This is a genomic window from Pseudoxanthomonas composti (assembly GCF_004122095.1).
Classification (GTDB): Bacteria; Pseudomonadota; Gammaproteobacteria; order Xanthomonadales; family Xanthomonadaceae; genus Pseudoxanthomonas_A; species Pseudoxanthomonas_A composti.
Genome location: NZ_SAWZ01000008.1, coordinates 1 through 23553, shown reverse-complemented (window position 1 = coordinate 23553; position 23553 = coordinate 1). Strand labels below are relative to the sequence as shown.

General features: G+C 68.9%; 17 protein-coding genes. All 17 read left to right on the top strand.

What is annotated here, in order from left to right; all coding sequences use genetic code 11:
* Window positions 1-41: 41 nt before the first annotated feature.
* Window positions 42-434, top strand: a complete 393-nt coding sequence (gene cheY, locus EPA99_RS14205) for a chemotaxis response regulator CheY (protein WP_164978664.1) — start codon at window positions 42-44, stop codon at window positions 432-434.
* Window positions 431-1051: a protein phosphatase CheZ gene (locus tag EPA99_RS14200; protein ID WP_129471901.1), complete on the top strand. Its 621-nt coding sequence runs from the start codon at window positions 431-433 to the stop codon at window positions 1049-1051. The genes cheY and EPA99_RS14200 overlap by 4 nt, the downstream gene beginning before the upstream one ends.
* A 6-nt stretch (window positions 1052-1057) precedes the next feature.
* Complete coding sequence (locus tag EPA99_RS14195) at window positions 1058-2830, top strand: chemotaxis protein CheA (protein WP_129471900.1); 1773 nt, start codon at window positions 1058-1060, stop codon at window positions 2828-2830.
* Between the two features lie 489 nt (window positions 2831-3319).
* Window positions 3320-4060, top strand: coding sequence for a flagellar motor protein (locus EPA99_RS14190; RefSeq protein ID WP_129471899.1), 741 nt, complete (start codon window positions 3320-3322; stop codon window positions 4058-4060).
* A gap of 16 nt (window positions 4061-4076) precedes the next feature.
* The gene (gene motD / locus EPA99_RS14185) at window positions 4077-4991 is read left to right on the top strand and encodes a flagellar motor protein MotD (protein WP_129471898.1); all 915 of its coding nucleotides are present in this window, start codon (window positions 4077-4079) and stop codon (window positions 4989-4991) included.
* Entirely contained in the window at window positions 4991-5815 is an 825-nt protein-coding gene (locus EPA99_RS14180) for a ParA family protein (protein ID WP_129471897.1), read from the top strand. Before motD ends, EPA99_RS14180 begins: the two co-directional genes overlap by 1 nt.
* Window positions 5812-7137 (top strand): chemotaxis protein CheW, encoded by a 1326-nt coding sequence (locus EPA99_RS14175; RefSeq protein WP_129471896.1) that lies wholly within the window; start codon window positions 5812-5814, stop codon window positions 7135-7137. The genes EPA99_RS14180 and EPA99_RS14175 overlap by 4 nt, the downstream gene beginning before the upstream one ends.
* Window positions 7138-7704: 567 nt before the next feature.
* The gene (locus EPA99_RS14170; protein ID WP_129471895.1) at window positions 7705-8016 is read left to right on the top strand and encodes an STAS domain-containing protein; all 312 of its coding nucleotides are present in this window, start codon (window positions 7705-7707) and stop codon (window positions 8014-8016) included.
* A complete protein-coding gene (locus tag EPA99_RS14165) occupies window positions 8013-8378 on the top strand; it encodes a response regulator (protein ID WP_129471894.1) in 366 nt (121 codons plus the stop codon). Before EPA99_RS14170 ends, EPA99_RS14165 begins: the two co-directional genes overlap by 4 nt.
* 64 nt (window positions 8379-8442) lie before the next feature.
* On the top strand, window positions 8443-10428 hold the full coding sequence (locus EPA99_RS14160; RefSeq protein ID WP_129471893.1) for a chemotaxis protein CheA: 1986 nt from the start codon (window positions 8443-8445) through the stop codon (window positions 10426-10428).
* A gap of 175 nt (window positions 10429-10603) precedes the next feature.
* Window positions 10604-12853, top strand: coding sequence for a methyl-accepting chemotaxis protein (locus EPA99_RS14155; protein WP_129471892.1), 2250 nt, complete (start codon window positions 10604-10606; stop codon window positions 12851-12853).
* A gap of 738 nt (window positions 12854-13591) precedes the next feature.
* Complete coding sequence (locus tag EPA99_RS14150; RefSeq protein WP_129471891.1) at window positions 13592-15841, top strand: methyl-accepting chemotaxis protein; 2250 nt, start codon at window positions 13592-13594, stop codon at window positions 15839-15841.
* 213 nt (window positions 15842-16054) lie between these two features.
* Window positions 16055-16432: a hypothetical protein gene (locus EPA99_RS14145; RefSeq protein ID WP_164978663.1), complete on the top strand. Its 378-nt coding sequence runs from the start codon at window positions 16055-16057 to the stop codon at window positions 16430-16432.
* Between the two features lie 84 nt (window positions 16433-16516).
* Window positions 16517-18895 carry a methyl-accepting chemotaxis protein gene (locus tag EPA99_RS14140; RefSeq protein WP_129471890.1) on the top strand — a complete coding sequence of 793 codons (2379 nt, stop codon included), beginning with the start codon at window positions 16517-16519 and terminating at the stop codon, window positions 18893-18895.
* A gap of 263 nt (window positions 18896-19158) precedes the next feature.
* Window positions 19159-21393: a methyl-accepting chemotaxis protein gene (locus tag EPA99_RS14135; protein WP_129471889.1), complete on the top strand. Its 2235-nt coding sequence runs from the start codon at window positions 19159-19161 to the stop codon at window positions 21391-21393.
* A gap of 287 nt (window positions 21394-21680) precedes the next feature.
* The gene (locus EPA99_RS14130; RefSeq protein ID WP_129471888.1) at window positions 21681-22442 is read left to right on the top strand and encodes a transporter; all 762 of its coding nucleotides are present in this window, start codon (window positions 21681-21683) and stop codon (window positions 22440-22442) included.
* 14 nt (window positions 22443-22456) lie between these two features.
* On the top strand, window positions 22457-23553 hold a 1097-nt coding region (locus tag EPA99_RS14125; RefSeq protein WP_338325391.1), incomplete at its 3' end, for a PAS domain-containing protein.

The following is a 23553-nucleotide window of genomic DNA, read 5'->3' as shown; positions in this document are numbered from 1 at the left end:
ATCCGTTCCAAGAACCCGATGAAGACCTGCTGGAGCCCGAAGTGAACAAGAACATGCGCATCCTGATCGTCGACGATTTCTCGACGATGCGCCGCATCGTCAAGAACCTGCTCAACGACCTGGGCTTCACCAACACGGCCGAAGCCGACGATGGCCACACCGCGCTGGCGGCGCTGAACACGCAGCCGTTCGACTTCGTGGTGACCGACTGGAACATGCCGGGCATGACCGGCATCGACCTGCTGCGTGCCATCCGCGCCGACGACAAGCTCAAGACCCTGCCGGTGCTGATGGTCACGGCCGAAGCCAAGCGCGAGCAGATCATCGAGGCCGCGCAGAACGGCGTGAACGGCTACATCATCAAGCCGTTCACCGCGCAGACCCTGGAAGAGAAGCTGGGCAAGATCTTCGAACGGCTGGCGGCCACCGCATGAGCGCCCTGTCCGCTCCCGAGCGCGCCGCGCTGATCGACCGGCTGCAACAGGCCCTGGTCGCGTTGGAAGCGGGCGATGAAACGACCTGGCGTTCGCACGTGGACGCCCTGGCGGCCGCGCGCACCCAGCCGCTGGTCAAGGGCCTGAGCCGCCTGGCGCGCGAACTGGCCCAGGCCCTGGGCGAGCTGCCGCCGGCCGACCACCCCGGCGCCAACGAACTGGACGATGCCTGCGCGCGCCTGGACCATGTGGTCACCACCACCGAGCAGGCCACCCACCGCACCCTGGACCTGATCGAGCAGTCGCGCGCGATCAGCGAACAGCTGCGCACCGGGCTGGACGCGCCGCACCAGCTGGAGCTGCTGGCCACCCTGCGCCTGAACCTGCAGGAGATGGCGCTGGCGCAGAGCTATCAGGACATCACCGGCCAGACCGTGCGCCGCGTGGCCGGCATCGTGCGCCGCGTGCACGAGGGCTTTGCCGCACTCGGCCTGCCGCCGCAGCAGCGCGGCGTCACCCCCGACAACCACCTGGCCGGCCCCGCGCTGGCGGGTATCGACCGGCATGGCGTCTCGCAGAACGACGCCGACGCCCTGCTTTCCGACCTGGGTCTGTAAACCGACATGAGCGCGGTCTCTTCCGATATTGCAGCGGACTTCATCGTCGAGGCCCAGGAAATCCTGGACCGCCTGGGCGAGCAGCTGGTGGCGCTGGAACAGTCGCCGGAGGACCGCGACCAGCTGAACGCGGTGTTCCGCGGCTTCCACACCCTCAAGGGCGGCGCCGGCTTTTTGGGCGTGACCGCGATGGTCAACCTGTGCCATGCCGCCGAGGAGACCCTGGGCACCGTGCGTGCCGGTCAGGGCCAACTGACCTCGGCCCACTTCGACGCGGCCCAGCGCTCGCTGGACTGGCTGCAGGGCATGCTCGACGCGCTGTCCAACGGCACCGAACCGCCGCATGCGCCGCCGGAGCTGATTGCCCAGTTCGCGCTGGAATCGCCGGGACCGGGGACCGGGGACCGGGGACCCGGGAAGGCAACGGCAGCGCCGGCGGCTGCGGCCAGTGGCGACATCAGCGACGACGAGTTCGAGAACCTGCTGGACAGCCTGCACGGCGCCGCTGCGCCCGGCAGCAAGCCCTTGCAGCCGGGACCCGGGAAAGCAACGGCAAAGGCAGCGGCTCCCGCTTCTGCCCCGGTCCCCGGTCCCCGGTCCCCGGTCCCGGCTGCCAAGGCCGCCGAGGTGGAAACCACCGTGCGCGTGGACACGCGCCGGCTGGACGACATCGTCAACCTGATCGGCGAGCTGGTGCTGGCGCGTAACCGCCTGAAGACCCTGCGCACCCGCATCCGCGACGAGGAACTGGAGCGCGCCGTGGGCGTGCTGGACGTGGCCACCGCGCGCCTGCAGTCGGCGGTCATGCGCACGCGCATGCAGCCGGTGGGCAAGGTGTTCTCGCGCTTTCCCAAGGTGGCGCGCGATGTGGCGCGCTCGCTGCAGAAGGAAGTCGAACTGGAGCTGGTGGGCGCCGAGACCGAGCTGGACCGCAACCTGGTCGAGGCCCTGGCCGATCCGCTGGTGCACCTGGTGCGCAACGGCATCGACCACGGCATCGAGGCACCGGGCCTGCGCGAGGCTTCCGGCAAGCCGCGCTCGGGCCGGCTGCGCCTGGCCGCGCGCCAGGAAGGCGATTATGTGGCCATCGAAGTGCAGGACGACGGCGCCGGCATCGACCCCGAGCGCCTGCGCGCCAAGGCGCGCGAGAAGGGCCTGATCGATGCCGAGGCCGCCGCCCGCCTGAGCGCGGACGAATGCCTCAACCTGATCTTCCTGCCCGGCTTTTCCACCAAGGCCGAGGTCACCGACATCTCCGGCCGTGGCGTGGGCATGGACGTGGTGCAATCGCGCATTCGTGAGCTGGGCGGCCAGATCCAGATCCAGTCCGAACTCGGACGCGGCAGCCGCTTTTTGATCCGCGTGCCGCTGACCCTGGCGATCCTGCCGACCCTGCTGGTGCAGGCCGGCGAGGCGGTCTACGCCTTGCCGCTGGCGCGCGTGCAGGAAGTGATGCACGCGCCGGAAAAGACCCTGAAGTGGTTCGACGGCCGCCCGGTGCTGGACCGCCGCTCGCACACCCTGCCGTTGCTGGACCTGCGCGGCTGGCTGGGCCTGCAGGTGCCGCCGGAGACGCTGTTCACCATCGTGCTGCTGCAGATGGGCGACTCGCGCTTCGGCCTGATCGTGGACCAGGTGCGCGGCCGCGAGGAAGTGGTGATCAAGCCCCTGCCGCGCGCCCTGCGCGGCCTGCCCGGCTACGCCGGCGCCACCCTGATCGGCGACGGTCGCCTGGCGATGATCCTGGATGTGGACGGGCTGCGGGAGAGCATGGCCTGAAGGCGAGGAACGAGTGGAGAGGAACGAGGAACAAGTGAGAGCGCTCCTCGGTCGCGTCACTGGCTCCTTGTTCCTTCGTCGCTCTCCCTTTTGGCGTGACCGTCTGGCCAGAAACGAGTGGAGAGGAACGAGGACGAGTGAGAGCGCCCCTCGGTCGCGTCACTGGCTCCTGGTTCCTTTGTCGCTCTCCGTTTTGGCGTGACAGTCTGGCCAGGAACGAGTGAAGAGGAACGAGGAACGAGTGGGAGCGCCGCGGTCCGCGCCACTCGTTTCTCGTTTCTCGTTTCTCGTTTCTCGTTTCCTCGTTCCTCGTTCCTCGTTCGTCCTGCGCAAAGCGACCCCTGAGATCGCGGGCGAGCCAATCCATTCGCTCCGCCCCACTCGTTCCTCGTTCCTCTCCACTCGTTCCTCGCCTTCTGGCCCAAGCCTTGCATCACCCCCAGGGCCCGCCCCGTTCAAGTCCGCCGTGACCCGGCCGATACCGACCCCATGGACATCCTCAGCCTCCTCGGAATCCTGCTCGCGCTGGCCGCTCTGGTCGGCGGCAGCATTCTCAAGGGCGCGGGCATCGGATCGCTGTGGTCCTCGGCCGCCTTCGTCATCGTCATCGTCGGCACCATCGCCGCGATCTTCGTGCATACCCCGCCGTCGGTGTTCAAGCGCGCGCTCAATATCCTGATCTGGGTGGTCAAGCCGCCGCCGAGCGACCGCCAGGTGGTGGCCTCGCGGATCGTGGAGTGGTCCAACACCGCCCGACGCCAGGGTCTGCTGGGCCTGGAAGTGCACGTCAACGAACAGCACGACCCGTTCCTGAAGAAGGGCCTGCAGATGCTGGTGGACGGCGTGGAGCCCGAGTCGATCCGGCGCATGCTGGAGATCGACCTGGAAGGCCAGGAGCACCACGACCTGGCCGCGGCCAAGGTCTTCGAGGGCATGGGCATCTACGCGCCGACCCTGGGCATCATCGGCGCGGTGTTCGGCCTGATCGCGGTGATGAAGAACCTGGGCGATCCGTCCAAGCTCGGCCACGGCATCGCCGCGGCATTCACCGCCACCATCTACGGCATCGCCTCGGCCAACCTGTTCTTCCTGCCGATGGCGGCCAAGCTCAAGGCGGTCATCGCCTCGCGCACCGGCGAGCGCGAGATGGTCGTCGAAGGGCTGATCGCGATCGCTCAGGGCGAGAACCCGCGCAACATCGAGGCCAAGCTGGCCGGCTTCCTGCACTGAGATGGGAGCCTACGGCATGGCGCGCAGACGCAAGCACGAAGATCACGTCAACCACGAGGCCTGGGCCATTCCCTATGCCGACCTGATGACGCTGCTGCTGGCCTTCTTCGTGGTCATGTATGCCATTTCCTCGGTCAACGAGGGCAAGTACCGCGTGGTCGCCGATTCCTTGACGGCGGCCTTCGGCGGCGCCCCGCGCACCATCAACCCGGTGCAGGTCGGCAACTCGCAGGTGCAGGGCTCCAACTTCGACCGGCCCACGCCGATCAAGACTGGCATCCGCAACGGCTCCTCGGCCCCGGCCCTGGTCACCGACCCGACCCTGCTGGCCTCGCGCCTGCGCATGGGCTCGCCGATGCAGGTCAGCGATCCGCAGATGGTGCAGCAGGCGCAGCAGCAGCTCGGCGGCATCGCCGGCCGCCTGACCGATGCGCTGTCCTCGCTGGTGGCCAGGCAGCTGGTCAACGTACGCCAGGGCGATCTGTGGCTGGAAGTGGAGATCAACAGCGACATCCTGTTCCCGGCCGGCTCGGCCACGCTGGATCGCGGCGCGCAGGACGTGCTGTCCAAGCTGGCCACGGTGCTGGCCGACACACCCAACCCGGTGCGGGTGGAAGGCTATACCGACAACCAGCCGATCCACACCGTGCAGTTCCCCTCCAACTGGGAGCTGTCGGCCACCCGCGCGGCCAGCGTGGTGCATCTGTTCATGAGCAACGGCATCACCCCGGATCGTCTGGCGGTGGTGGGCTATGGAGAATTCCGCGCCCGTGCCGACAACAACACTGAGGAAGGGCGCAACCGCAACCGGCGGGTGGTCCTGATCATCCTGGCCGCGCCCGATGGCGCGCCGGCCCCCATTACCGGGCCCGCACCGACCGCCACCGCGGCGGCAGGCGCGGTGTCCAACGTCTCGCGAGGAGTCAACTGATGCGTATCTGGGCAATCGCCAACCAGAAGGGCGGCGTGGGCAAGACCACCACCACCCTGTCGCTGGGCCGGACGCTGGCCGAGCGCGGACAGAAGGTGCTGCTGATCGACCTGGACCCGCATGCCTCGCTCACGCGCGCCTTCGGCGTGCCGTCCGAGCCGCAGCCGCAGGGCGTGGCCGATCTGTTCGCCACCCCGCCGCTGGAGCTGGCCGAAGTGGCCCGCCACAGCGAAGTCCCCAACCTGGACTACGTCTGCGCGCAGACCGCGTTGGCCACTCTGGAGCGCCGCAGCGCCAACCAGCCGGGCCTGGGCCTGGCTTTGTCGCAGGCCCTGCAGCGCCACGGCCAGACCCATGACGCCATCCTGCTGGACTGCCCGCCCACCCTGGGCCTGCTGATGATCAATGCGCTTGCCGCCTGCGACCGCGTGATCGTGCCCACCCAGACCGAGCCGCTGGCGCTGTACGGCCTGGCCGGCATGTGCCGCACCGCCGAGATGGTCGAGCGCTCGCGCAAGCGTCCGCTGCCGGTGTCGGTGCTGCCGACCATGTTCGACCGCCGCACCCGCGCCAGCAACGAGACCTTCCAGCAGATGCAGGAGGAGTACCAGGGCAAGGTCTGGAACCAGCCGATCCCGGTCGATACCCGCCTGAGCAATGCCGACCAGCTGGTGGCTGCGCACCCCGGCGTGCTGCCCGGCCGGGCGATGAGCGCCTACCGCCACGCGCTGGACTGGATCCTGGCTGCCGAAGGCCAGGTGCTGGAACCGGCGCCGGGCGAGGCCGCCATCGACGCCGCGGCCGACGTGGAGGAAACCGCGTGAACGCCGTGGTGATCGACGAATACATGGATGCGCTGCTGGGCGGCTCGCCGGTCGTCGAGGCACCGCGCGCCGTCGCCGCGCCCGTGGCCGTGGCGGCACCAGCGGCCGACGCCCCGGCGCGCGCGGCCAAGCCGGCCCGGCCCAGGAAGCCCAAGCCGCGCGCCGTGATTTCCCCGGCCCTGGCCACCGCCGTGGCCGCGCCGGAAAGCTTCGTGGAAGCGGAGCCGGTGCCGGCCCCGGCTGCAGCGCAGGCGCCGGTGGCGACCACGCCGCAGGCCCCGGCACCGTCGCCCGCGGCGGTCGCCATCGTGGCCACGCCGCTGCCCGCGGACATGATCACCGACGACGAATTCGAATCCCTGCTGGACACCCTGCACGGCGCCGCCGCGCCGGGCGCGGGCGCGTTGCCGGCCGTCGCCCAGGCCAGTTCTGCGCCTGCGCCTGCGCCGAGCATCGTGGCCACGCCGCTGCCTGCGGACATGATCACCGACGACGAGTTCGAGTCGCTGCTGGACACCCTGCACGGTGCCGCCGCACCGGGCGCAGGCGTGCTGCCGGCCGTGGCCCAGGCCAGCCCCGCGCCGGCACCTGCCGCGGCGCCGGGCATCGTGGTCGCGCCGGTGCCGGCGGACATGATCACCGACGACGAATTCGAATCCCTGCTGGATACCTTGCATGGCGCCGCCGCGCCGGGCGCCGTCGCCCTGCCGGCCGTCGCCGAGGTCGCAGCGCCCGCACCGGTCGCACCGGCCCCGGTGGCCCGCGCGGTGCCGACCCCGGCCGCGGTGCCCGCGCGCCCGGCCGCGCGTGCGCCTTCCACCGCGCCGCAGCCCTGGCATCCTTCGCTGTCCACCACGCCCGAACCCAAGCAGCACGCGCCCACCGAGCAGAGCAGCCGCTGGCTGCACCTGCGCTGCAGCGGCCAGCACTACGCGGTGGAGCTGCTCAAGGTGCAGGAAGTGATGGTGCCCGTGCCGCTGCTGCCCATGCGCGGCACCGGCCGCGCCATGCTGGGCGTGATGAACCTGCGTGGCCTGGTGGTGCCGGTGATCGACCTGGGCATCCGTCTGGGGCTGACCTCGATCACCCACGAGCCGGCCACCCGCATCGTCGTGCTGGAACAACAGGGCGACACGCTGGGACTGATGGTCTCGGCGGTGGATGACGTCATCACCCTGCGCGAAGGCCAGATCGAACCGCCCGAGCACGCCCGCATCGGCCGCTCGGGCGATCCGATGTTCCTGGGCGTGAGCCGCCAGCGCAACGCCAGCGGCCCGGTGATCCTGCTCGACGCCTGCGCGCTGCTGGAACGGCCGAGCTGACAAGCGGGTCGTGGCAGAACGGACGACACCGGCGCGCGGTGGACAAGCTTCGCGTTGTCCGCCCGACGTAGGGTGGATGACGCTCTTCTCATCCACCATCGCCGCGAAACGAACGACCGGGGCGCCTGGCCCGTGCTTGACCGGCACCGACGCCTTGGTGGACAAGCTGCGCGTTGTCCACCCTACGCCCGCCGTGAGACCTCGTGGGGTGGATGACGCTCTTCTCATCCACCATCGCCGCGAAACGAGCGACCGCGGTGCGTGGCTCATGCTTGACCGGCACCGACGCCCTTGGTGGACAAGCTGCGCGTTGTCCACCCTACGTCTGCCGTGAGACCTCGTAGGGTGGATGACGCTCTTCTCATCCACCATCGCCGCGAAACGAACGACCGGGCGCTGGGCCCATGCTCGTCCGGCACCGGCGCCTTGGTGGACAAGCTGCGCGTTGTCCACCCTACGCTGGTGTGATCGCCGCGGTGTCACGTGCCCAACACGATCGTCATTTGCCCCTAAAGATCGTCCCACCATCGCCGTTATTGGGTTTGACCCCTCGTTTGCGGACGTGAGATGAGCATCCTGACACTGGGCGAAGACCTCGGCATCGAGGCCAGCGCCGAACTCAAGCAGATCTTGTCCCCTCATCTGGAACAGGCCACGGCCCTGTCCCTGGATGGCGGCGAGGTCGCGCGCGTGCACACCGCATCAATGCAGGTGCTGTGCGCCTTTGTGCGCAGTCGCCGCGAGGCGGGATACGCCACCGATTTCTCGGCCTGCAGCGACACCCTGCGCAATGCCGCCCGCACCCTGGGCCTTGCGCAGACGCTGGGGCTTTCCTCCCCTGACCACGACAAACAAGCTGCAACGGAGAACGCCGCATGAGCGCACGCATCCTGGTAGTGGACGATTCGGCGTCGATGCGCCAGATGGTCTCCTTCGCCCTCACCTCCGCCGGCTTCGCCGTCGAAGAAGCCGAAGACGGTCAGGTCGCGCTCAGCCGCGCCCAGGGCCAGCGCTTCAACGCGGTGGTCACCGACGTCAACATGCCCAACATGGACGGCATCTCGCTGATCCGTGCGCTGCGTGGCCTGCCGGACTACAAGTTCACCCCGATGCTGATGCTGACCACCGAGTCGGCCGCGGACAAGAAGGCCGAAGGCAAGGCCGCCGGCGCCACCGGCTGGCTGGTCAAGCCCTTCAATCCGGACCAGCTGATCGCCACGGTGCAGAAAGTCATTTCCTGACCGCCGCACCCAGGCCCTTCGCCCGACCTGAGCCGCCCACCACCCGCTTCGGATACGCAACGCCATGAGCATGGACCTGCAACGCTTCCACGCCACCTTCTTCGAAGAGAGCCGCGAAGGGCTCGATGCAATGGAGAGCGGCCTGCTGTCGATGGAAGGCGGCAACCATGACCCGGAACTGATCAACTCGGTGTTCCGCGCGGCGCATTCGATCAAGGGCGGCGCGGCCACCTTCGGCTTCGACGCCGTGGCGGCGATGACCCATCTGCTGGAAACGCTGCTGGACGAGATCCGTGCCGGCAAGCGTCCGCTGGAAGCCACCGCCATCGACGCCATGCTCGGCTCGGTGGATACCTTGCGCGCCCTGCTGGGCGAATGCGAGACCGGCAAGCCGGCCGATCCGGCCGCGGTCGAGGCGGTCAAGGCGCGCTTGAACGCCGTGCTCTCCGGCGCCGCTGCGCCGGCCGCCGGCGCGGCCAAGAAAACCGAAGACGTGCCGGAGGCCTGGCAGATCGCCTTCACTCCGGCGCCGTCGCTGTTCATGAGCGGCAACGACCCGCTGCGCGTCCTGCGCGAGCTGGAAGCCCTGGCCCCCATCGAGGTGCAGGCCAAGCTGGAGAAACTGCCGCCGTTCGCGCAGCTGGACCCGCTGCAGGCCTGCATCGCCTGGGACCTGGGCCTGCTGGGCAAGGTGCCGCGTTCGGCGGTGACCGACGTGTTCTCCTGGATCGAGGACGAGTGCGAACTGGACATCCAGCCGCGCGCCCTGGTCAAGGCCGAAGCTGCCGCCCCCGCCGCCCAGGCCGCCGCGCCCGCCGCCGCCGACAAGCCGGCGCTGGCCGCCGTGCCCGGCACCGGCACCCCGGCCGCGCATGCCGAAGCGGCCGAGTCCATCCGCGTCAGCGTGGACAAGGTCGATGCGCTGATCAATCTGGTCGGCGAACTGGTCATCACCCAGGCCATGCTCAAGCAGGTCTCCGGCGGCCTGGACCCGACTCACGCCGAGCGCCTGCTGGCCGGCCTGGAACAGCTGGAGCGCAACACCCGCGACCTGCAGGAAGCGGTGATCGGCGTGCGCATGCTGCCGGTGGATGCCGTGTTCCGCCGCTTCCCGCGCCTGGTGCGCGACCTGTCCACCCGCCTGGGCAAGCAGGTCCGTCTGCGCACCATCGGCGAGGGCACCGAGCTGGACAAGGGCCTGATCGAGAAGATCGCCGACCCGCTGGTGCACCTGGTGCGCAACTCCATCGACCATGGCCTGGAATCGCCGGAAGCGCGTCGCGCCGCGGGCAAGGACGAGACCGGCACCATCACCCTGGCCGCGTCCCACCAGGGCGGCCACATCGTCATCGAAGTCAGCGACGACGGCGCCGGCCTCAACCGCAACCGCATCCTGGCCAAGGCCGCCGAGCGCGGGATCCAGGTGCCGGACAACCCGAGCGATGCGCAGGTCTGGGACCTGATCTTCGCCCCGGGCTTCTCCACCGCCGAGGCGGTGACCGACCTGTCAGGCCGCGGCGTGGGCATGGACGTGGTCCGTCGCAACATCCAGGCCCTGGGCGGCGAAGTGCAGCTGGAAAGCGCCTCGGGCAACGGCACGCGCGTGCTGATCCGCCTGCCGCTGACCCTGGCGATCCTGGACGGCATGACCATCTCCATCGGCGAGGAAGTGCTGATCCTGCCGCTGAGCCATGTGCTGGAAGCCCTCCAGCCCAAGGATGCCGAGATCGGCACCGTCGGCGTGGACGGGCGCGTGCTGCGCGTGCGCGGCGAGTACCTGCCGATCCTCTCCCTGGCCAGCCATTACGGCTATACCCCGCGCGAAGGCGGCGAGCCGCTGATCGTGGTGGTGGAAGGCGATGGCCAGAAGATCGCCCTGGAAGTGGACGAACTGCTCGGACAGCAGCAGGTCGTGGTCAAGAACATCGAACGCAACTACCGCCGTGTGGCCGGCATCTCCGGTGCCACCATCCTCGGCGATGGCCGCGTCGCCCTCATCGTGGACATCGGCAGCCTGGTGCGCAGCCAGCGCATGCCGATCGCGGCCTGATCGGACTCACCGCCCAGGCCTCGTGACGCCGCACGCAGATGCGGCGCCGGCTTTCATTTCACCGCCCGTCCGCCCCGGCCCCGGCCACCTCCAGACCCCACACGCTGTACTGGATCCGCCGTAACCCGGTTCCCGCTTCAAACGGCCGCCTTCGGCCTTAGCGAATTGGATCCACATGAACTGGTTCACCCATCTCAAGATTTCCCGGAAGCTGGCCCTGGCTTTCACCGTGGTCGTGGCGATGACCGTCGGCCTTGGCATCTTCACCATCGCCCGCGTCAACCAGTCCAGGGATGAGCTCACTCGCCTGAGCACGTTCTGGGTGCCGGCGGTCGAGGCCCTGGGCGAGCTGCGCTCGGACCTGGGCGAACTGCGCACCTACGAGCTGGCCCAGATCGCCCGCCACGAAGATCCCGAGGCGGTGGCCGACTACGTCGCCCGCATGGACAAGATGCGCGGCGAAATCCAGGACGACCTGACCGCGTACGAGAAGACCATCTCCGGCGAAAAGGAAGCCGGCATGTTCGCTGGCGTCAAGAAAGTACTGACCGGCTACCTGGACGCCAACCAGCGCCTGAGCCAGGCCGTGCAAGGCGGCGACGTGGCCGGTGCGCAGAAGATCTCCGATGAGGAGTCGCGCCCGCTGCGGCGCGACCTGTTCGCCCAGGTCATCGCGCTGGCCAATTTCAACAGCGACAACATGGACGCGGAAATCCTCGAGTCCGACGCGCGCCTGGCCGCGACCCGCACCACCACCGTGGCCATCATCTTCGTGCTGACCTTGCTGGCGGTGGGTCTGTCCTTCGCCATCAGCCGTTCGGTCACCCGCCCCATCGGCCAGGCCCTGGCGGCCATCCGCGGCGTGTCCAACGGCGACCTGTCGGTCCGCACCGACTACGAAAGCCGCGACGAGGCCGGGCAGATGCTGGTCTCCCTGCGGCAGATGGTGCAGACCCTGGAGCGCTATTCGACCGAAACCAAGGTCATGGTGAGAAAGCACGAAGCCGAGGACATCTCGCACCGCATGCCGGAGGATTTCCCCGGCGTGTATGGCGAGATGGCCAAGGGCGTGAACACCATGATGTTCGAGCACCTGGACGCCATCGTCGAAGCGGTCGCCATCCTCAACGAGTACGCCGTGGGCGACCTGCGCCGCGATGCGCGCCGCCTGCCGGGCTCGCGCGCCGTGCTGCATGAGTCGATGGACGCGGCCAAGGCCAGCCTGCTGGCGATCAACACCGAGATCAAGCGCCTGGCCGCCTCGGCCGCCGACGGCGATTTCACCGCCCGCGGCGACGAGGCCGCCTTCCAGCACGACTTTGGCGTGATGGTGTCCGACCTCAACCGCCTGATGGCCACGGCCGACCACAGCCTGGAGGCGGTCTCGGCATTGCTGCGCGCCATCGCCGACGGCGACCTGACTCAGCGCATGGAAGGCGACTTCCATGGTGTGTTTGCCGCCATGCGCGATGATGCCAATGCCACGGTGGCACAGCTGACCGACATCGTCGGCCGCATCCAGCACGCCTCCGGCGCGATCAATGTCGCCGCGTCCGAGATCGTCTCGGGCAACGACGACCTCTCGCGCCGTACCGAGCAACAAGCCGCCAACCTGGAAGAGACCGCCGCCTCGATGGAAGAGCTGACCTCCACGGTCAAGCAGAACGCCGAGCACGCGCGACAGGCCAACCAGCTGGCCGTGGGCGCCGCGCAGGTCGCCGCCAGCGGCGGCAGCGTGGTCGGCCAGGTCGTGGTGACCATGGGCGAGATCGAGGCCTCCTCGCGCAAGATCGCCGACATCATCAGCGTCATCGACGGCATCGCCTTCCAGACCAACATCCTGGCGCTCAATGCCGCCGTGGAAGCCGCGCGCGCTGGCGAACAGGGCCGTGGTTTCGCGGTGGTGGCCAGCGAGGTGCGCACCCTGGCCCAGCGCAGCGCCAATGCCGCCAAGGAGATCAAGGGCCTGATCGAGGACTCGGTGTCCAAGGTATCCGACGGCTCGGCCTTGGCCGGCCAGGCCGGCAAGACCATGGAAGAGCTGGTCACCTCGGTACAGCGGGTCACCGACATCATGGGCGAGATCTCCGCGGCCTCGCAGGAACAGGCTTCGGGCATCGAGCAGGTCAATCAGACCGTGGTGCAGATGGACGAGACCACCCAGCAGAACGCCGCGCTGGTGGAAGAAGCCTCGGCCGCGGCGCGGGCGATGGAGGAGCAGGCCAGCCACCTGGCCAGCGCCATCGCCGCGTTCAGGCTCGACCAGGCGGTGGCGGCCGCGCCCGTGCCGACGCCGTCCGCGGCCCGGCCTGCCGCCGTGCCCGTGCGCAAGCCCGTGCCCGCACGCAAGCCCGCCGCGCCGCGTCGGGCCGCGACGGCCACCGCCAGCGCGACGGCACACGAAGCGGAGTGGGCCGAGTTCTAAGCCCGGCCCCGCATCCACGTTCCACCGCCAACGCCCGCCTCGCGCGGGCGTTGGCGCGTCAGGGCACCAGGCCCAAGCGGCGGGCCGCGCCTGGAACAGCGCCACGCTGGCCATGTCCGCAGGGCTTCGCTTGCGCCCATGGCGCAGCCCGGCCTGGGCGATGTGACCGGGCCTCACCGCCCTCCCCGCCTCCGACGCCGCGCGGCCGGATCGCACGCACGCGCTCGGGCGCCACTACGCCGGGACGTCTACCGCACCTCACGCATGTGCAAAGCGGCGGCTATCAAGCGTGGCCCATCCTCCAGTGGTCCTGCTCCTTGCCGCAACGACAGTCCCAGGCATGCGTCACGGCCCTGCTGAGCGGCGCGCGTTCGCCGGGCAGGCCCTGCGGTGACCGCAGCTGCTTCTTCCCGGCACGTCGGACCTAAAGAATCTAAAAGCGTTGTCGTTATTACAAATGCACAGACCGCGTATTCAGCGTCTTGCGCGGCCGATACACCTGGGGAGGTGGTGGCCGGTGGTTTGGGAAGGGGGCTTCGACGGTCACCCGTCGAACGTCGGAAGTGGCTGTTGCCGTAAAGGGGAAACAATCTGCTGTCGAGTCAGCTCGAACACGCCTTCCTGCATGGCGGGTTCGCTGCGCACTGCGTGGCATCCCACGCGGTGGACGTCAGGGGTCGTTTCTCCCACATGCCGGAGCACGTGAGGGGCTCCTCCATTCGACAAAGGGGATTTCAAATGACTTCATTCTTGCAACGCTACAACGTCGGCCGCCGTCTCGGCGGGGCGTTTGGCCTTTTGATCGTGCTTGCCGGTCTGCTGATCGCCGCCGGCCTGATTTCCATCTCGCAGGCACGCGGCGAGCTGGACCGCATCGTCCAGGTCAGCGCTGAGAAGCTGCGCATCGCCAACAGCATGCTGGACGACAACACCAACATCCTGGTCGCCGTCGGCACCCTGGCCATGGTCGCCAGCGACGAGCTCAACCGCGAGGCCCTCGCCGAGATCAAGCGGCGCCGCGAGCACTACGACAAGATGCGGGACCAGCTTGAGGAGTTCCCTGTCACGGACGAGCGGATCCGCAAGCTTCGCGCAGACATCGATTCCCTGCGCGTGAGCGCCGCCAAGCTCAACAACGAAGTGATCGCGCTGGCGGCCGACAACCGCAATGACGACGCCCAGATCCTGTTGAACGAGAAGGCACGGCCGGCCACCGCCCGCTGGCAGGCCAAGATTCGCGAGAACGCCGAGATTTCCGAGGCGCAAATGCAGGAGGCTTATGCCACGGCCAATCAGGCCATGGCCAACGGCAGCCGCATGCTGGTCGGGGGCGGAATCGCCGTGCTGGTGGTCAGCGCCCTGCTGGCCTGGACCATCACCCGCAGCCTGACCGGGCCGCTGGACCGCGCCACCCGCGCTGCCGAGGCCATCGCCGATGGCCGCCTGGATAGCGACGTGTCCACCGATGCGCGCGACGAGCCGGGTCGCCTGCTGGTGGCCATGGGCCTGATGCAGCGCCAACTGCGGCGCTTCTCCAGCGAAACGTCGCGGATGATCGAACTGCACGCGGACAAGGACATGAGCCACCGCATGCCCGAGGACTTTCCCGGCGTCTACGGCGAGCTGGCGCAGGGCGTGAACACGATGATGTTCGAGCATCTGGACGCCATCGGCGATGCCATCGGCGTGCTGCAGGAGTACGCCAGCGGCGACCTGCGTCGTGATGCGCGCCGCCTGCCCGGCAGCCGCGCCACCCTGCATGAATCGATGGACGCGGCCAAGGCCAGCCTGCTGGCGATCAACACCGAGATCAAGCGCCTGGCCGCCTCGGCCGCCGACGGCGACTTCACCGCACGCGGCGACGAGGCCGCCTTCCAGCACGACTTCCGGGTGATGGTCTCGGACCTCAACCGCCTGATGGCCACCGCCGATAGCAGCCTGGGCGCCGTCTCCTCGCTGCTGCGTGCGATTGCCGCGGGCGACCTGACCCAGCGCATGGAAGGCGACTTCCACGGCGTGTTCGCCGCCATGCGCGACGATGCCAATGCCACCGTGGCGCAGCTGACCGACATCGTCGGGCGCATCCAGCACGCCTCCGGCGCGATCAACCTGGCGGCTTCAGAGATCGTCTCGGGCAACGACGACCTGTCGCGTCGCACCGAGCAGCAGGCCGCCAACCTGGAGGAGACCGCCGCCTCGATGGAAGAGCTGACCTCCACGGTCAGGCAGAATGCCGAACACGCGCGCCAGGCCAACCAGCTGGCTGTCGGCGCGGCTCAAGTGGCCGCCAGTGGCGGCGCGGTCGTCGGCCAGGTCGTGGAGACCATGGGCGAGATCGAGGCTTCCTCGCGCAAGATCGCCGACATCATCAGCGTCATCGACGGCATCGCCTTCCAGACCAACATCCTGGCGCTCAATGCCGCGGTGGAGGCCGCACGCGCCGGCGAACAAGGCCGTGGCTTTGCGGTGGTCGCCAGCGAGGTGCGCACCCTGGCCCAGCGCTCGGCCAACGCCGCCAAGGAAATCAAGGGCCTGATCGAGGACTCGGTGTCCAAGGTATCCGACGGCTCGGCCTTGGCCGGCCAGGCCGGCAAGACCATGGAAGAGCTGGTGAGCTCGGTGCAGCGGGTCACCGACATCATGGGCGAGATCTCCGCGGCCTCGCAGGAACAGGCCGCAGGCATCGAGCAGGTCAACCAGACCGTGGTGCAGATGGACGAGACCACCCAGCAGAACGCCGCCCTGGTGGAAGAAGCCTCGGCCGCGGCGCGGGCGATGGAGGAGCAGGCCGAGCACCTGGGCCAGGCCATTGCCGCCTTCAAGCTGGAGCAATCCTCGGCGGTCGTGCCGACGCAGCAGCCGCGCACCGGCAAGCCTGTCGCCACGGCCACCGCCACGCGCAAGGCGCCGGCCCACAAGGCAACCTCGCCGCGCAGCGCGGCGGTGGCCACGGCCGGGGCGGGCGAGGCCGAGTGGGGCGAGTTCTGAGCCTTGCCGCTCCCGGGAGCACCCGCCAACGCCCGTCTCGTGCGCGCGGTGGCGGGTCCTTTCCGTCCCTGCCCTAATGAATTCGCCAAAGCGCGACTCGCTTCGCATAAATGAACTCAAGTTCAGGAGCCTTGCAGCCGATTCCGATTGGGTCTGACCCGCACTGCGCTCTGTGGTGTGCGTTCCAGTCCTCTCTGCCAAGGAATCCAAACCATGAAGACCCTGCTCACCACCGTCGCGGCCGCCCTGCTCACCCTGACCACCGCCCCGCTGCTGGCCGAGGACATGATCCCGGCCGAGAACGCCACCCGCTTCGTCGGTAAGGACGGCATGGTCTGCGGCACCGTGGAGAAGGCCCGCTACGCCGAAGGCAGCGAAGGCCAGCCGACCTTCCTGTACATGGGCGGCAAGTTCCCGCGCCACACCTTCTCGGCCCGCATCGACGGCGCCGACCGCGGCAAGTTCCCGGTCGCCCCGGAGAGCCTGGAAGGCAAGGCCGTGTGCGTGATCGGCAAGATCGCCCGCGACAACGCCCGCGCCGAAATCGTGCTGAGCTCGCCGAGCAACCTCAAGCTGGCCACCATCAAGTAATCCACGCCGCCCTCGTGCGGCCGTGCGCCGCGATCCACTGTTCCGCGGCGCACATTGCCTGTGCCAAGGACGGAGTCATCACGCATGCAATGGATTCATAACCAGAAACTGATGCCGAAGCTTATGCTGACCTTCGGCATCGTCCTCGCCCTGATGCTCGTCCAGGGCATCGTGGCGTTCTCCGGACTGCACAAGCTGCGTGCCTCGGCCGACCAGCTGGCCGGCAACAGCATGGCCAGCGTGCGCCAGGCCGGCGAGCTGCGCGCCATGATGGGCGAGATGCGCAACTCCAGCTATCAGCAGCTCATCCGCGCCAGCGACACGGTCAAGCAGAACGCCAAGCAGCGCGTGGCCAAGCTGGAAGCGGCGATCGCCGAGAACATCGCCAACCACGACAAGGTGCTGGAGACCGAACAGCAGCACAAGCTGTTCAAGGCCTTCTCCGCCGACTGGGCCAAGGCCCTGGCCTCCTACAAGAGCGTGGAGGAGATGGTCGAGCTGGAACTGCCGGACGACGCCATCGACACGTTCGTGGGCGAGACCCGCGACCTGCACTACAAGGCCTCCGATTCGCTGGCGGCACTGATTGCGGAGGACGACAAGGTCGCCCAGGCGGCCAAGGACGAAGCGGCCACCGCCTACAACGCCTCCTTTACCCTGACCTTGGCCACGCTGGTCCTGGGTATCACCGGCGGCCTGATCCTGGCCTTCGTGTTCGCCCGTCGCCTGGTGTCCAACATGCGCGGCGCGGTCAAGGTCGCCAACGACGTGGCCGGCGGCGACCTCAACGGCCAGATCGAGGTCAAGGGCCAGGACGAGGTCGGCGATTTGATGCGTGCGCTCAAGCGCATGCAGGGCGACCTGAAGGAGCGCATCGAGCGCGATGCGGCCATCGCCAACGAGAACCTGCGCGTGCGCACGGCGCTAGAAGCCTCGACCACCGGCATGTTCATCACCGATGCCGAGCACACCATCGTCTACACCAATCCCGCCCTGCGCTCCATGCTGGACGCCTACGCCGAGCAGATCGTGGCCAGCATCCCGCACATCGATGCGCAGGCACCGCTGGTGGGCCAGTCCGCGGGCGTGCTGGAGCACGACGGCAAGCTCGATACCGCCTTCACCGCCCAGATCGAGCGCGATGGCACCGCCGTTCGCGAGATGAACTACGGCGGCGCGGTCTTCGCCCAGAACGTCTCGGCCATCCGCAACGCCGACGGCAGCCAGATCGTGGGCACCGTGTACGAGTGGCGCGACCGCACCGTCGAGGCGGCGGTGGAAGAGGAAGTGGCCAAGATCGTCCGCGGCGCCGCCCATGGCGACCTGTCCCAGCGCGTGAGCACCGAGGGCAAGCAGGGCTTCTACCTGCAGCTGGCCGAGCAGCTCAACGACCTGCTGCAGGCCAACGCCGCCAGCGTGGGCGAAGTGTCCAAGGTGCTGACCGCCCTGTCCGACGGCGACCTGACCCAGCGCATGGAAGGAGACTTCCACGGCGTGTTCGCCGCCATGCGCGACGATGCCAACGCCACGGTGGCCCAGCTGACCGACATCGTCTCGCGCATACAGCAGGCTTCCGGCGCAATCAACACGGCCTCGGCCGAGATCGCCGCGGGCAACGACGACCTCTCGCGCCGTACCGAGCAGCAGGCGGCCAACCTGGAAGAGACCGCCGCCTCGATGGAAGAGCTGACCTCCACGGTCAAGCAGAACGCCGAGCACGCCCGCCAGGCCAACCAGCTGGCCATCGGCGCGGCCGGCGTGGCCTCCCAGGGCGGCGTGGTGGTCGAGCAGGTCGTCACCACGATGGGCGCGATCGAACAGGCCTCCAGGAAGATCGCCGACATCATCAGCGTCATCGACGGCATCGCCTTCCAGACCAACATCCTGGCGCTCAACGCCGCGGTGGAAGCCGCGCGCGCTGGCGAGCAGGGCCGCGGCTTTGCGGTGGTGGCCTCGGAAGTGCGCTCGCTGGCCCAGCGCTCGGCCAACGCCGCCAAGGAGATCAAGGGGCTGATCGAGGACTCGGTGTCCAAGGTCAACACCGGCTCGGCCCTGGCCAACCAGGCCGGTCGGACGATGGAGGAGATCGTCGGCTCGGTGCAGCGGGTGACCGACATCATGGGCGAGATCTCGGCGGCCTCGCAGGAGCAGGCTTCGGGCATCGACCAGGTCAACCAGACCGTGGTGCAGATGGACGAGACCACCCAGCAGAACGCCGCCCTGGTGGAAGAAGCCTCGGCCGCGGCGCGCGCCATGCAGGAACAGGCCGGCCAGCTGTCCCAGGTCATCGCCGTGTTCAAGGTGGAAGCCGCCGCGGCAGCCTCGGCGCCCGCTCCGGTCAAGCCGGCGGCCACGCCCAAGGCACGCGTGGCCAGCAAGCCCGGTGCCCGCCCGGCCGCGCCGCGCGCGCGCCAGGCGGCAGCGGTCACCACGCCGAACGAGGCGGAGTGGGCCGAGTTCTGACGGCCCCACCCACTCTGGATGACCAGGAAGCCCGGCCCCGTGCCGGGCTTTTTCGTTTGCCGGGCTGTCACATAAGTAATGCGAGCTATCGCTCAACTCTGGAACGTGCGCGCCGTTATTGCCTGGACAGGCGCCCAGGACGTTCCCGGGAGACCACGCACGGGCGGAGCCCACTGCGCAGGCGCAGGACGCATCCAACACGGCACGTCTTTTTGAGGAAGGGCAAGATGAGTCAACTGGCCGTTCGTTTGCAGAATCTCTCCATGCGTCGCAAGTTCGCGGCGCTGATCGCCCTGATGGCGCTGGGCATCGTCTTGTTGTGCGCATTCGCCGCGCGCGAGAACTACCAGGAGCAGCTCAAGGCGGAGAAGGCCACGCTGCAGCAGCGGGCCCAGATCGCCTTGTCGTTGGTGGATCAGTACCAGAGCCGGGCCGCCAAGGGCGAGCTGAGCGTGGAGGAGGCCAAGTCGCGCGCGCTGGTGGCGCTGGCGGCCCTGCACGGCCCGAACGGTTCGGGCTATGTGTGGGTCAACGACACCGAGCCGCGCATGGTCATGAACCCGTACACGCCCAAGCTCAACGGCCAGCCCCTGGCGGACATCAAGACGACCGATGGCCAGTACCTGTTCCGGGAGCTGACGGCCGCGGCCAAGGCCGGCGGCGGCTTCGTCGAGTATCCCTGGCCCAAGCCGGGCCAGACCGATCCGGTGCGCAAGCTGTCCTACGCCGGGCTCAACAGCGAGTGGGGCTGGGTCGTGGGAACCGGCGAGTACCTGGATCACATCGCCGCCGCCACCCGCGAGTTCACCATCGTCATGGTCATCAGCGGCCTGGTGATGCTGGCGGTGCTGATCGGCGCCGGCAGCTACACCGCCAACTCCATCTCGCGCAGGCTCAACGGCGCACTGGGCGCGGTCAACCGGGTCTCGGTCGGCGACCTGTCGACCCGGCTCAACACCGACGGCAAGGACGAGATCGGCCGCCTGCTGGCGGGCATCGACCAGATGCAGGGGCGCGTGCGTACCGTGATCGAGGCGCAGAACGAGATGGCGCACCAGCACGAAGCCGGCGCCATCAGCTATCGCATTCCCGCCGACGCCTTCCCGGGCGAGTTCGGCACCATGGTCCAGGGCACCAATGGGCTGGTCGCCAGCCACATCGCGGTGAAGCTGCGCCTGGTCCAGGTCATGGCCCGCTACGCGGTGGGCGACTTGTCCGAGGACATGGACCGCCTGCCGGGCGAGAAGGCCGTGCTGACCGAGACCATGGATACGGTCAAGCGCAACCTGCTGGCGATCAACACCGAGATCAAGCGCCTGGCCGCCTCGGCCGCCGACGGCGACTTCACCGCGCGTGGCGACGAGGCCGCCTTCCAGCACGACTTCCGCGTGATGGTGTCCGACCTCAACCGCCTGATGGCCACCGCCGACCACAGCCTGGAGGCGGTCTCGGCGCTGCTGCGCGCCATCGCCGACGGCGATCTGACACATCGCATGCAAGGCGACTTCCACGGCGTGTTCGCCGCCATGCGCGATGACGCCAATGCCACCGTGGCCCAGCTGACCGACATCGTCGGCCGCATCCAGCACGCTTCCGGCGCGATCAATGTCGCCTCTTCGGAGATCGTCTCGGGCAATGACGACCTGTCGCGTCGCACCGAGCAGCAGGCCGCCAGCCTGGAAGAGACCGCCGCTTCGATGGAGGAGCTGACCTCCACGGTCAAGCAGAACGCCGACAACGCCCGCCAGGCCAACCAGTTGGCCGTGGGCGCGGCCCAGGTCGCCGCCAGCGGCGGCAGCGTGGTCGGCCAGGTGGTCGCCACGATGAGCCAGATCGAAGCGTCCTCGCGCAAGATCGCCGACATCATCAGCGTCATCGACGGCATCGCCTTCCAGACCAACATCCTGGCGCTCAATGCCGCCGTGGAAGCCGCGCGCGCCGGCGAACAGGGCCGCGGCTTTGCAGTGGTGGCTTCGGAAGTGCGTTCGCTGGCCCAGCGCAGCGCCAACGCCGCCAAGGAGATCAAGGGGCTGATCGAGGACTCGGTGTCCAAGGTATCCGACGGCTCGGCCTTGGCCGGCCAGGCCGGCAAGACCATGGAAGAGCTGGTGAGCTCGGTGCAGCGGGTCACCGACATCATGGGCGAGATCTCCGCGGCCTCGCAGGAACAGGCCGCAGGCATCGAGCAGGTCAACCAGACCGTGGTGCAGATGGACGAGACCACCCAGCAGAACGCCGCCCTGGTGGAAGAAGCCTCGGCCGCAGCGCGGGCGATGGAGGAGCAGGCCAGCCATCTGGCCAGCGCCATCGCTGCGTTCAAGCTCGACAAGGCCGTGGCGGGCGCGCCCGTGCGGCAGCCGACCGCCGCCAAGCCCGTAGCCGCCCCACCAGCGCGTACGGCCGCGCCCGCGCCTGCGCGCAGGCCTGCAGCCCCCCGGCGTGCCGCAGCGGACAGCGTTGGCGCCAGCGCAAACGAAGCGGAGTGGACCGAGTTCTGAGCCTCGGCCTGCCTGCGCGCGCCATCGCCAACGCCCGCCCCGTGCGGGCGTTGGCGCATCTGCCACTTGAGCGCCACAGGCCTGGGCGTGCCCCGCTGCGCCGTGATCGACGCCTTTCCCAGGCACGCCCCGGCAGCCGTGCGCGGGGCTGGATGCCCGCCCTGCTGGCCGCCCGCACCTCAGTCAAGAACCACCCCCAACCAGCCGATACGGCTACTGGAAGGGCCGTGCCGCGGCTCCAAGCTACCCCGCGGCCCGCGTCCAATGAATCCTCACCGGAAGCTGCCATGAAGACCGACGTCCTCGCCAGTTGCCTGATGCTGCTTGCCTTCGCCGACCTGGCCCATGCGCAGGACGAGCCCATCGCCACCGATCGTCCGGACTTCGTCGAGTCCAGCCTCACCGTTGGCGAGCGCCGCCTGCAGGTGGAAACCAGCGTGGCCTGGGAGCGCGATGGCGATGCCGACGCCTATACCACGCCGACCTTGTTCCGCTATGGCCTCGGCCAGGCCTGGGAACTGCGCCTGGAGACCGACGGCTGGCAGAGCATCGACGCCCCGCGCGGCGGCGGCATTTCCGGCGTGTCGGACATGTCCCTTGGCCTGAAGTACCACGTGGCCAGCGAGCTCGGTGGTGCGTCGCTGGCCTGGCTGCTGCACGTGGACCTGCCCAGCGGCGCGCGCGAGGTGCGTGGCGACGGCGCGCGTCCGTCACTGCGCCTGGTGGCCGAGTGGGAGCTCAGCGACAGTGTGTCCCTCGGGATGATGCCGGGCGTGATCTACGACCAGGGCGATGACGGTCGCCGCTACAGCGCCGGCATCTTCGGCGTGGTGGTCGGCAAGGCCTGGAGCGATCGCAGCCGCTCATTCGTGGAACTGGCACTGCCGCAGATCGCCCATGCCGACGATGGCGGCACCGTCGCCCTGCTCGACATCGGCGCGGCCTGGCTGCTCAGCCAGGACGTGCAGCTGGACGTGGTGTACAGCCGCGGCCTCAACGACCGTTCGCCGGACCACGCGCTGGGCGCCGGTCTGTCCATCCGTTTCTGAGAGGAGCATCGCTAATGAAGCTCATGCATATGCTTGCCATCCTGCTGCTGGTCGCGGTGCTCGCCCTGCTCGCGCTGGGCGGGGTCGGCTACGGCGCGCAGCAGGCGCTGCTCGATGCGGTCTCCAGGCAGGTCGTCTCCTCCGACGCGCTGCGCAACCACATGCAGGCCGACATGATGCACGACGCCCTGCGCGGCGACGTGACCACCGCGCTGCTGGCGGCCGCGCGCCAGGACACCGACGGCGTCGAGGCCGCGCAGGCCTCGCTGGCCGAACACGCGGGCCAGTTCCGCGCCGCGCTGGACGAAAATCGCAAGCTGCCGCTGGACCAGGATCTGCGTACGCGGCTCGATGCGGTGGCGCCCGAGCTGCAGCGCTACATCGCCGCTGCCGACGCAGTGGTGGCGCTGGCGGCGACCCAGTCCGACAGCAGCGCGGCCTATGCCGACTTCACCGCACAGTTCGGTCGGCTGGAAACCGAGATGGGGGCCATCAGCGACCGCATTCTGGCCTTGAGCGCGCAGAGTCGCACCGCAGCCCAGGCGCAGAGCCGACGTGCCACCTGGCAGCAGGCCGGCGCGGTGCTGTTGGCGGTCCTGTGCCTGGCCGGCGCCGCCGCCTGGATCCTGCGCTCGATCGCACAGCTGCTCGGTGGCGAACCGCAGGTGGCGATGGACGCGGCCCGGCACATCGCCGAGGGCCGTCTGGACCAGCCCATCCCGGTGGCGGCCAGGCACGGGCGCAGCCTGATGGCCGCCCTGGCGCGGATGCAGCTGGAGCTGCGCCAGCGCCTGGAGCGCGAGCGCGGCATCGCCAACGACAACCTGCGCGTGCGCACGGCGCTGGACGATGTCACCACCAACGTGATGATCGCCGATGCCGAGCGCAACATCGTCTTCGTCAATCGCCCGCTGCAGCAGATGCTGAGCAGGGTCGAGGCCGAGCTGCGCCGCGACCTGCCGCAGTTCAGCGCGCAGGACCTGCTGGGCAAGAGCATCGACATCTTCCACAAGCGACCCGAGCACCAGGCCAGGATGCTGGCCGAGCTGCGCACCACCCACCGCGCGCAGATCACCGTGGGCGGGCGCATCATGCGCCTGATCATCAGCCC

Excerpts from the sequence above, each read along its gene's own strand:
- EPA99_RS14200 (WP_129471901.1), top strand. The coding sequence starts at position 431 with ATGAGCGCCCTGTCCGCTCCCGAGCGCGCCGCGCTGATCGACCGGCTG.
- EPA99_RS14195 (WP_129471900.1), top strand. The coding sequence starts at position 1,058 with ATGAGCGCGGTCTCTTCCGATATTGCAGCGGACTTCATCGTCGAGGCC.
- EPA99_RS14190 (WP_129471899.1), top strand. The coding sequence starts at position 3,320 with ATGGACATCCTCAGCCTCCTCGGAATCCTGCTCGCGCTGGCCGCTCTG.
- motD (WP_129471898.1), top strand. The coding sequence starts at position 4,077 with ATGGCGCGCAGACGCAAGCACGAAGATCACGTCAACCACGAGGCCTGG.
- EPA99_RS14180 (WP_129471897.1), top strand. The coding sequence starts at position 4,991 with ATGCGTATCTGGGCAATCGCCAACCAGAAGGGCGGCGTGGGCAAGACC.
- EPA99_RS14170 (WP_129471895.1), top strand. The coding sequence starts at position 7,705 with ATGAGCATCCTGACACTGGGCGAAGACCTCGGCATCGAGGCCAGCGCC.
- EPA99_RS14165 (WP_129471894.1), top strand. The coding sequence starts at position 8,013 with ATGAGCGCACGCATCCTGGTAGTGGACGATTCGGCGTCGATGCGCCAG.
- EPA99_RS14160 (WP_129471893.1), top strand. The coding sequence starts at position 8,443 with ATGAGCATGGACCTGCAACGCTTCCACGCCACCTTCTTCGAAGAGAGC.
- EPA99_RS14155 (WP_129471892.1), top strand. The coding sequence starts at position 10,604 with ATGAACTGGTTCACCCATCTCAAGATTTCCCGGAAGCTGGCCCTGGCT.
- EPA99_RS14150 (WP_129471891.1), top strand. The coding sequence starts at position 13,592 with ATGACTTCATTCTTGCAACGCTACAACGTCGGCCGCCGTCTCGGCGGG.
- EPA99_RS14145 (WP_164978663.1), top strand. The coding sequence starts at position 16,055 with ATGAAGACCCTGCTCACCACCGTCGCGGCCGCCCTGCTCACCCTGACC.
- EPA99_RS14140 (WP_129471890.1), top strand. The coding sequence starts at position 16,517 with ATGCAATGGATTCATAACCAGAAACTGATGCCGAAGCTTATGCTGACC.
- EPA99_RS14135 (WP_129471889.1), top strand. The coding sequence starts at position 19,159 with ATGCGTCGCAAGTTCGCGGCGCTGATCGCCCTGATGGCGCTGGGCATC.
- EPA99_RS14130 (WP_129471888.1), top strand. The coding sequence starts at position 21,681 with ATGAAGACCGACGTCCTCGCCAGTTGCCTGATGCTGCTTGCCTTCGCC.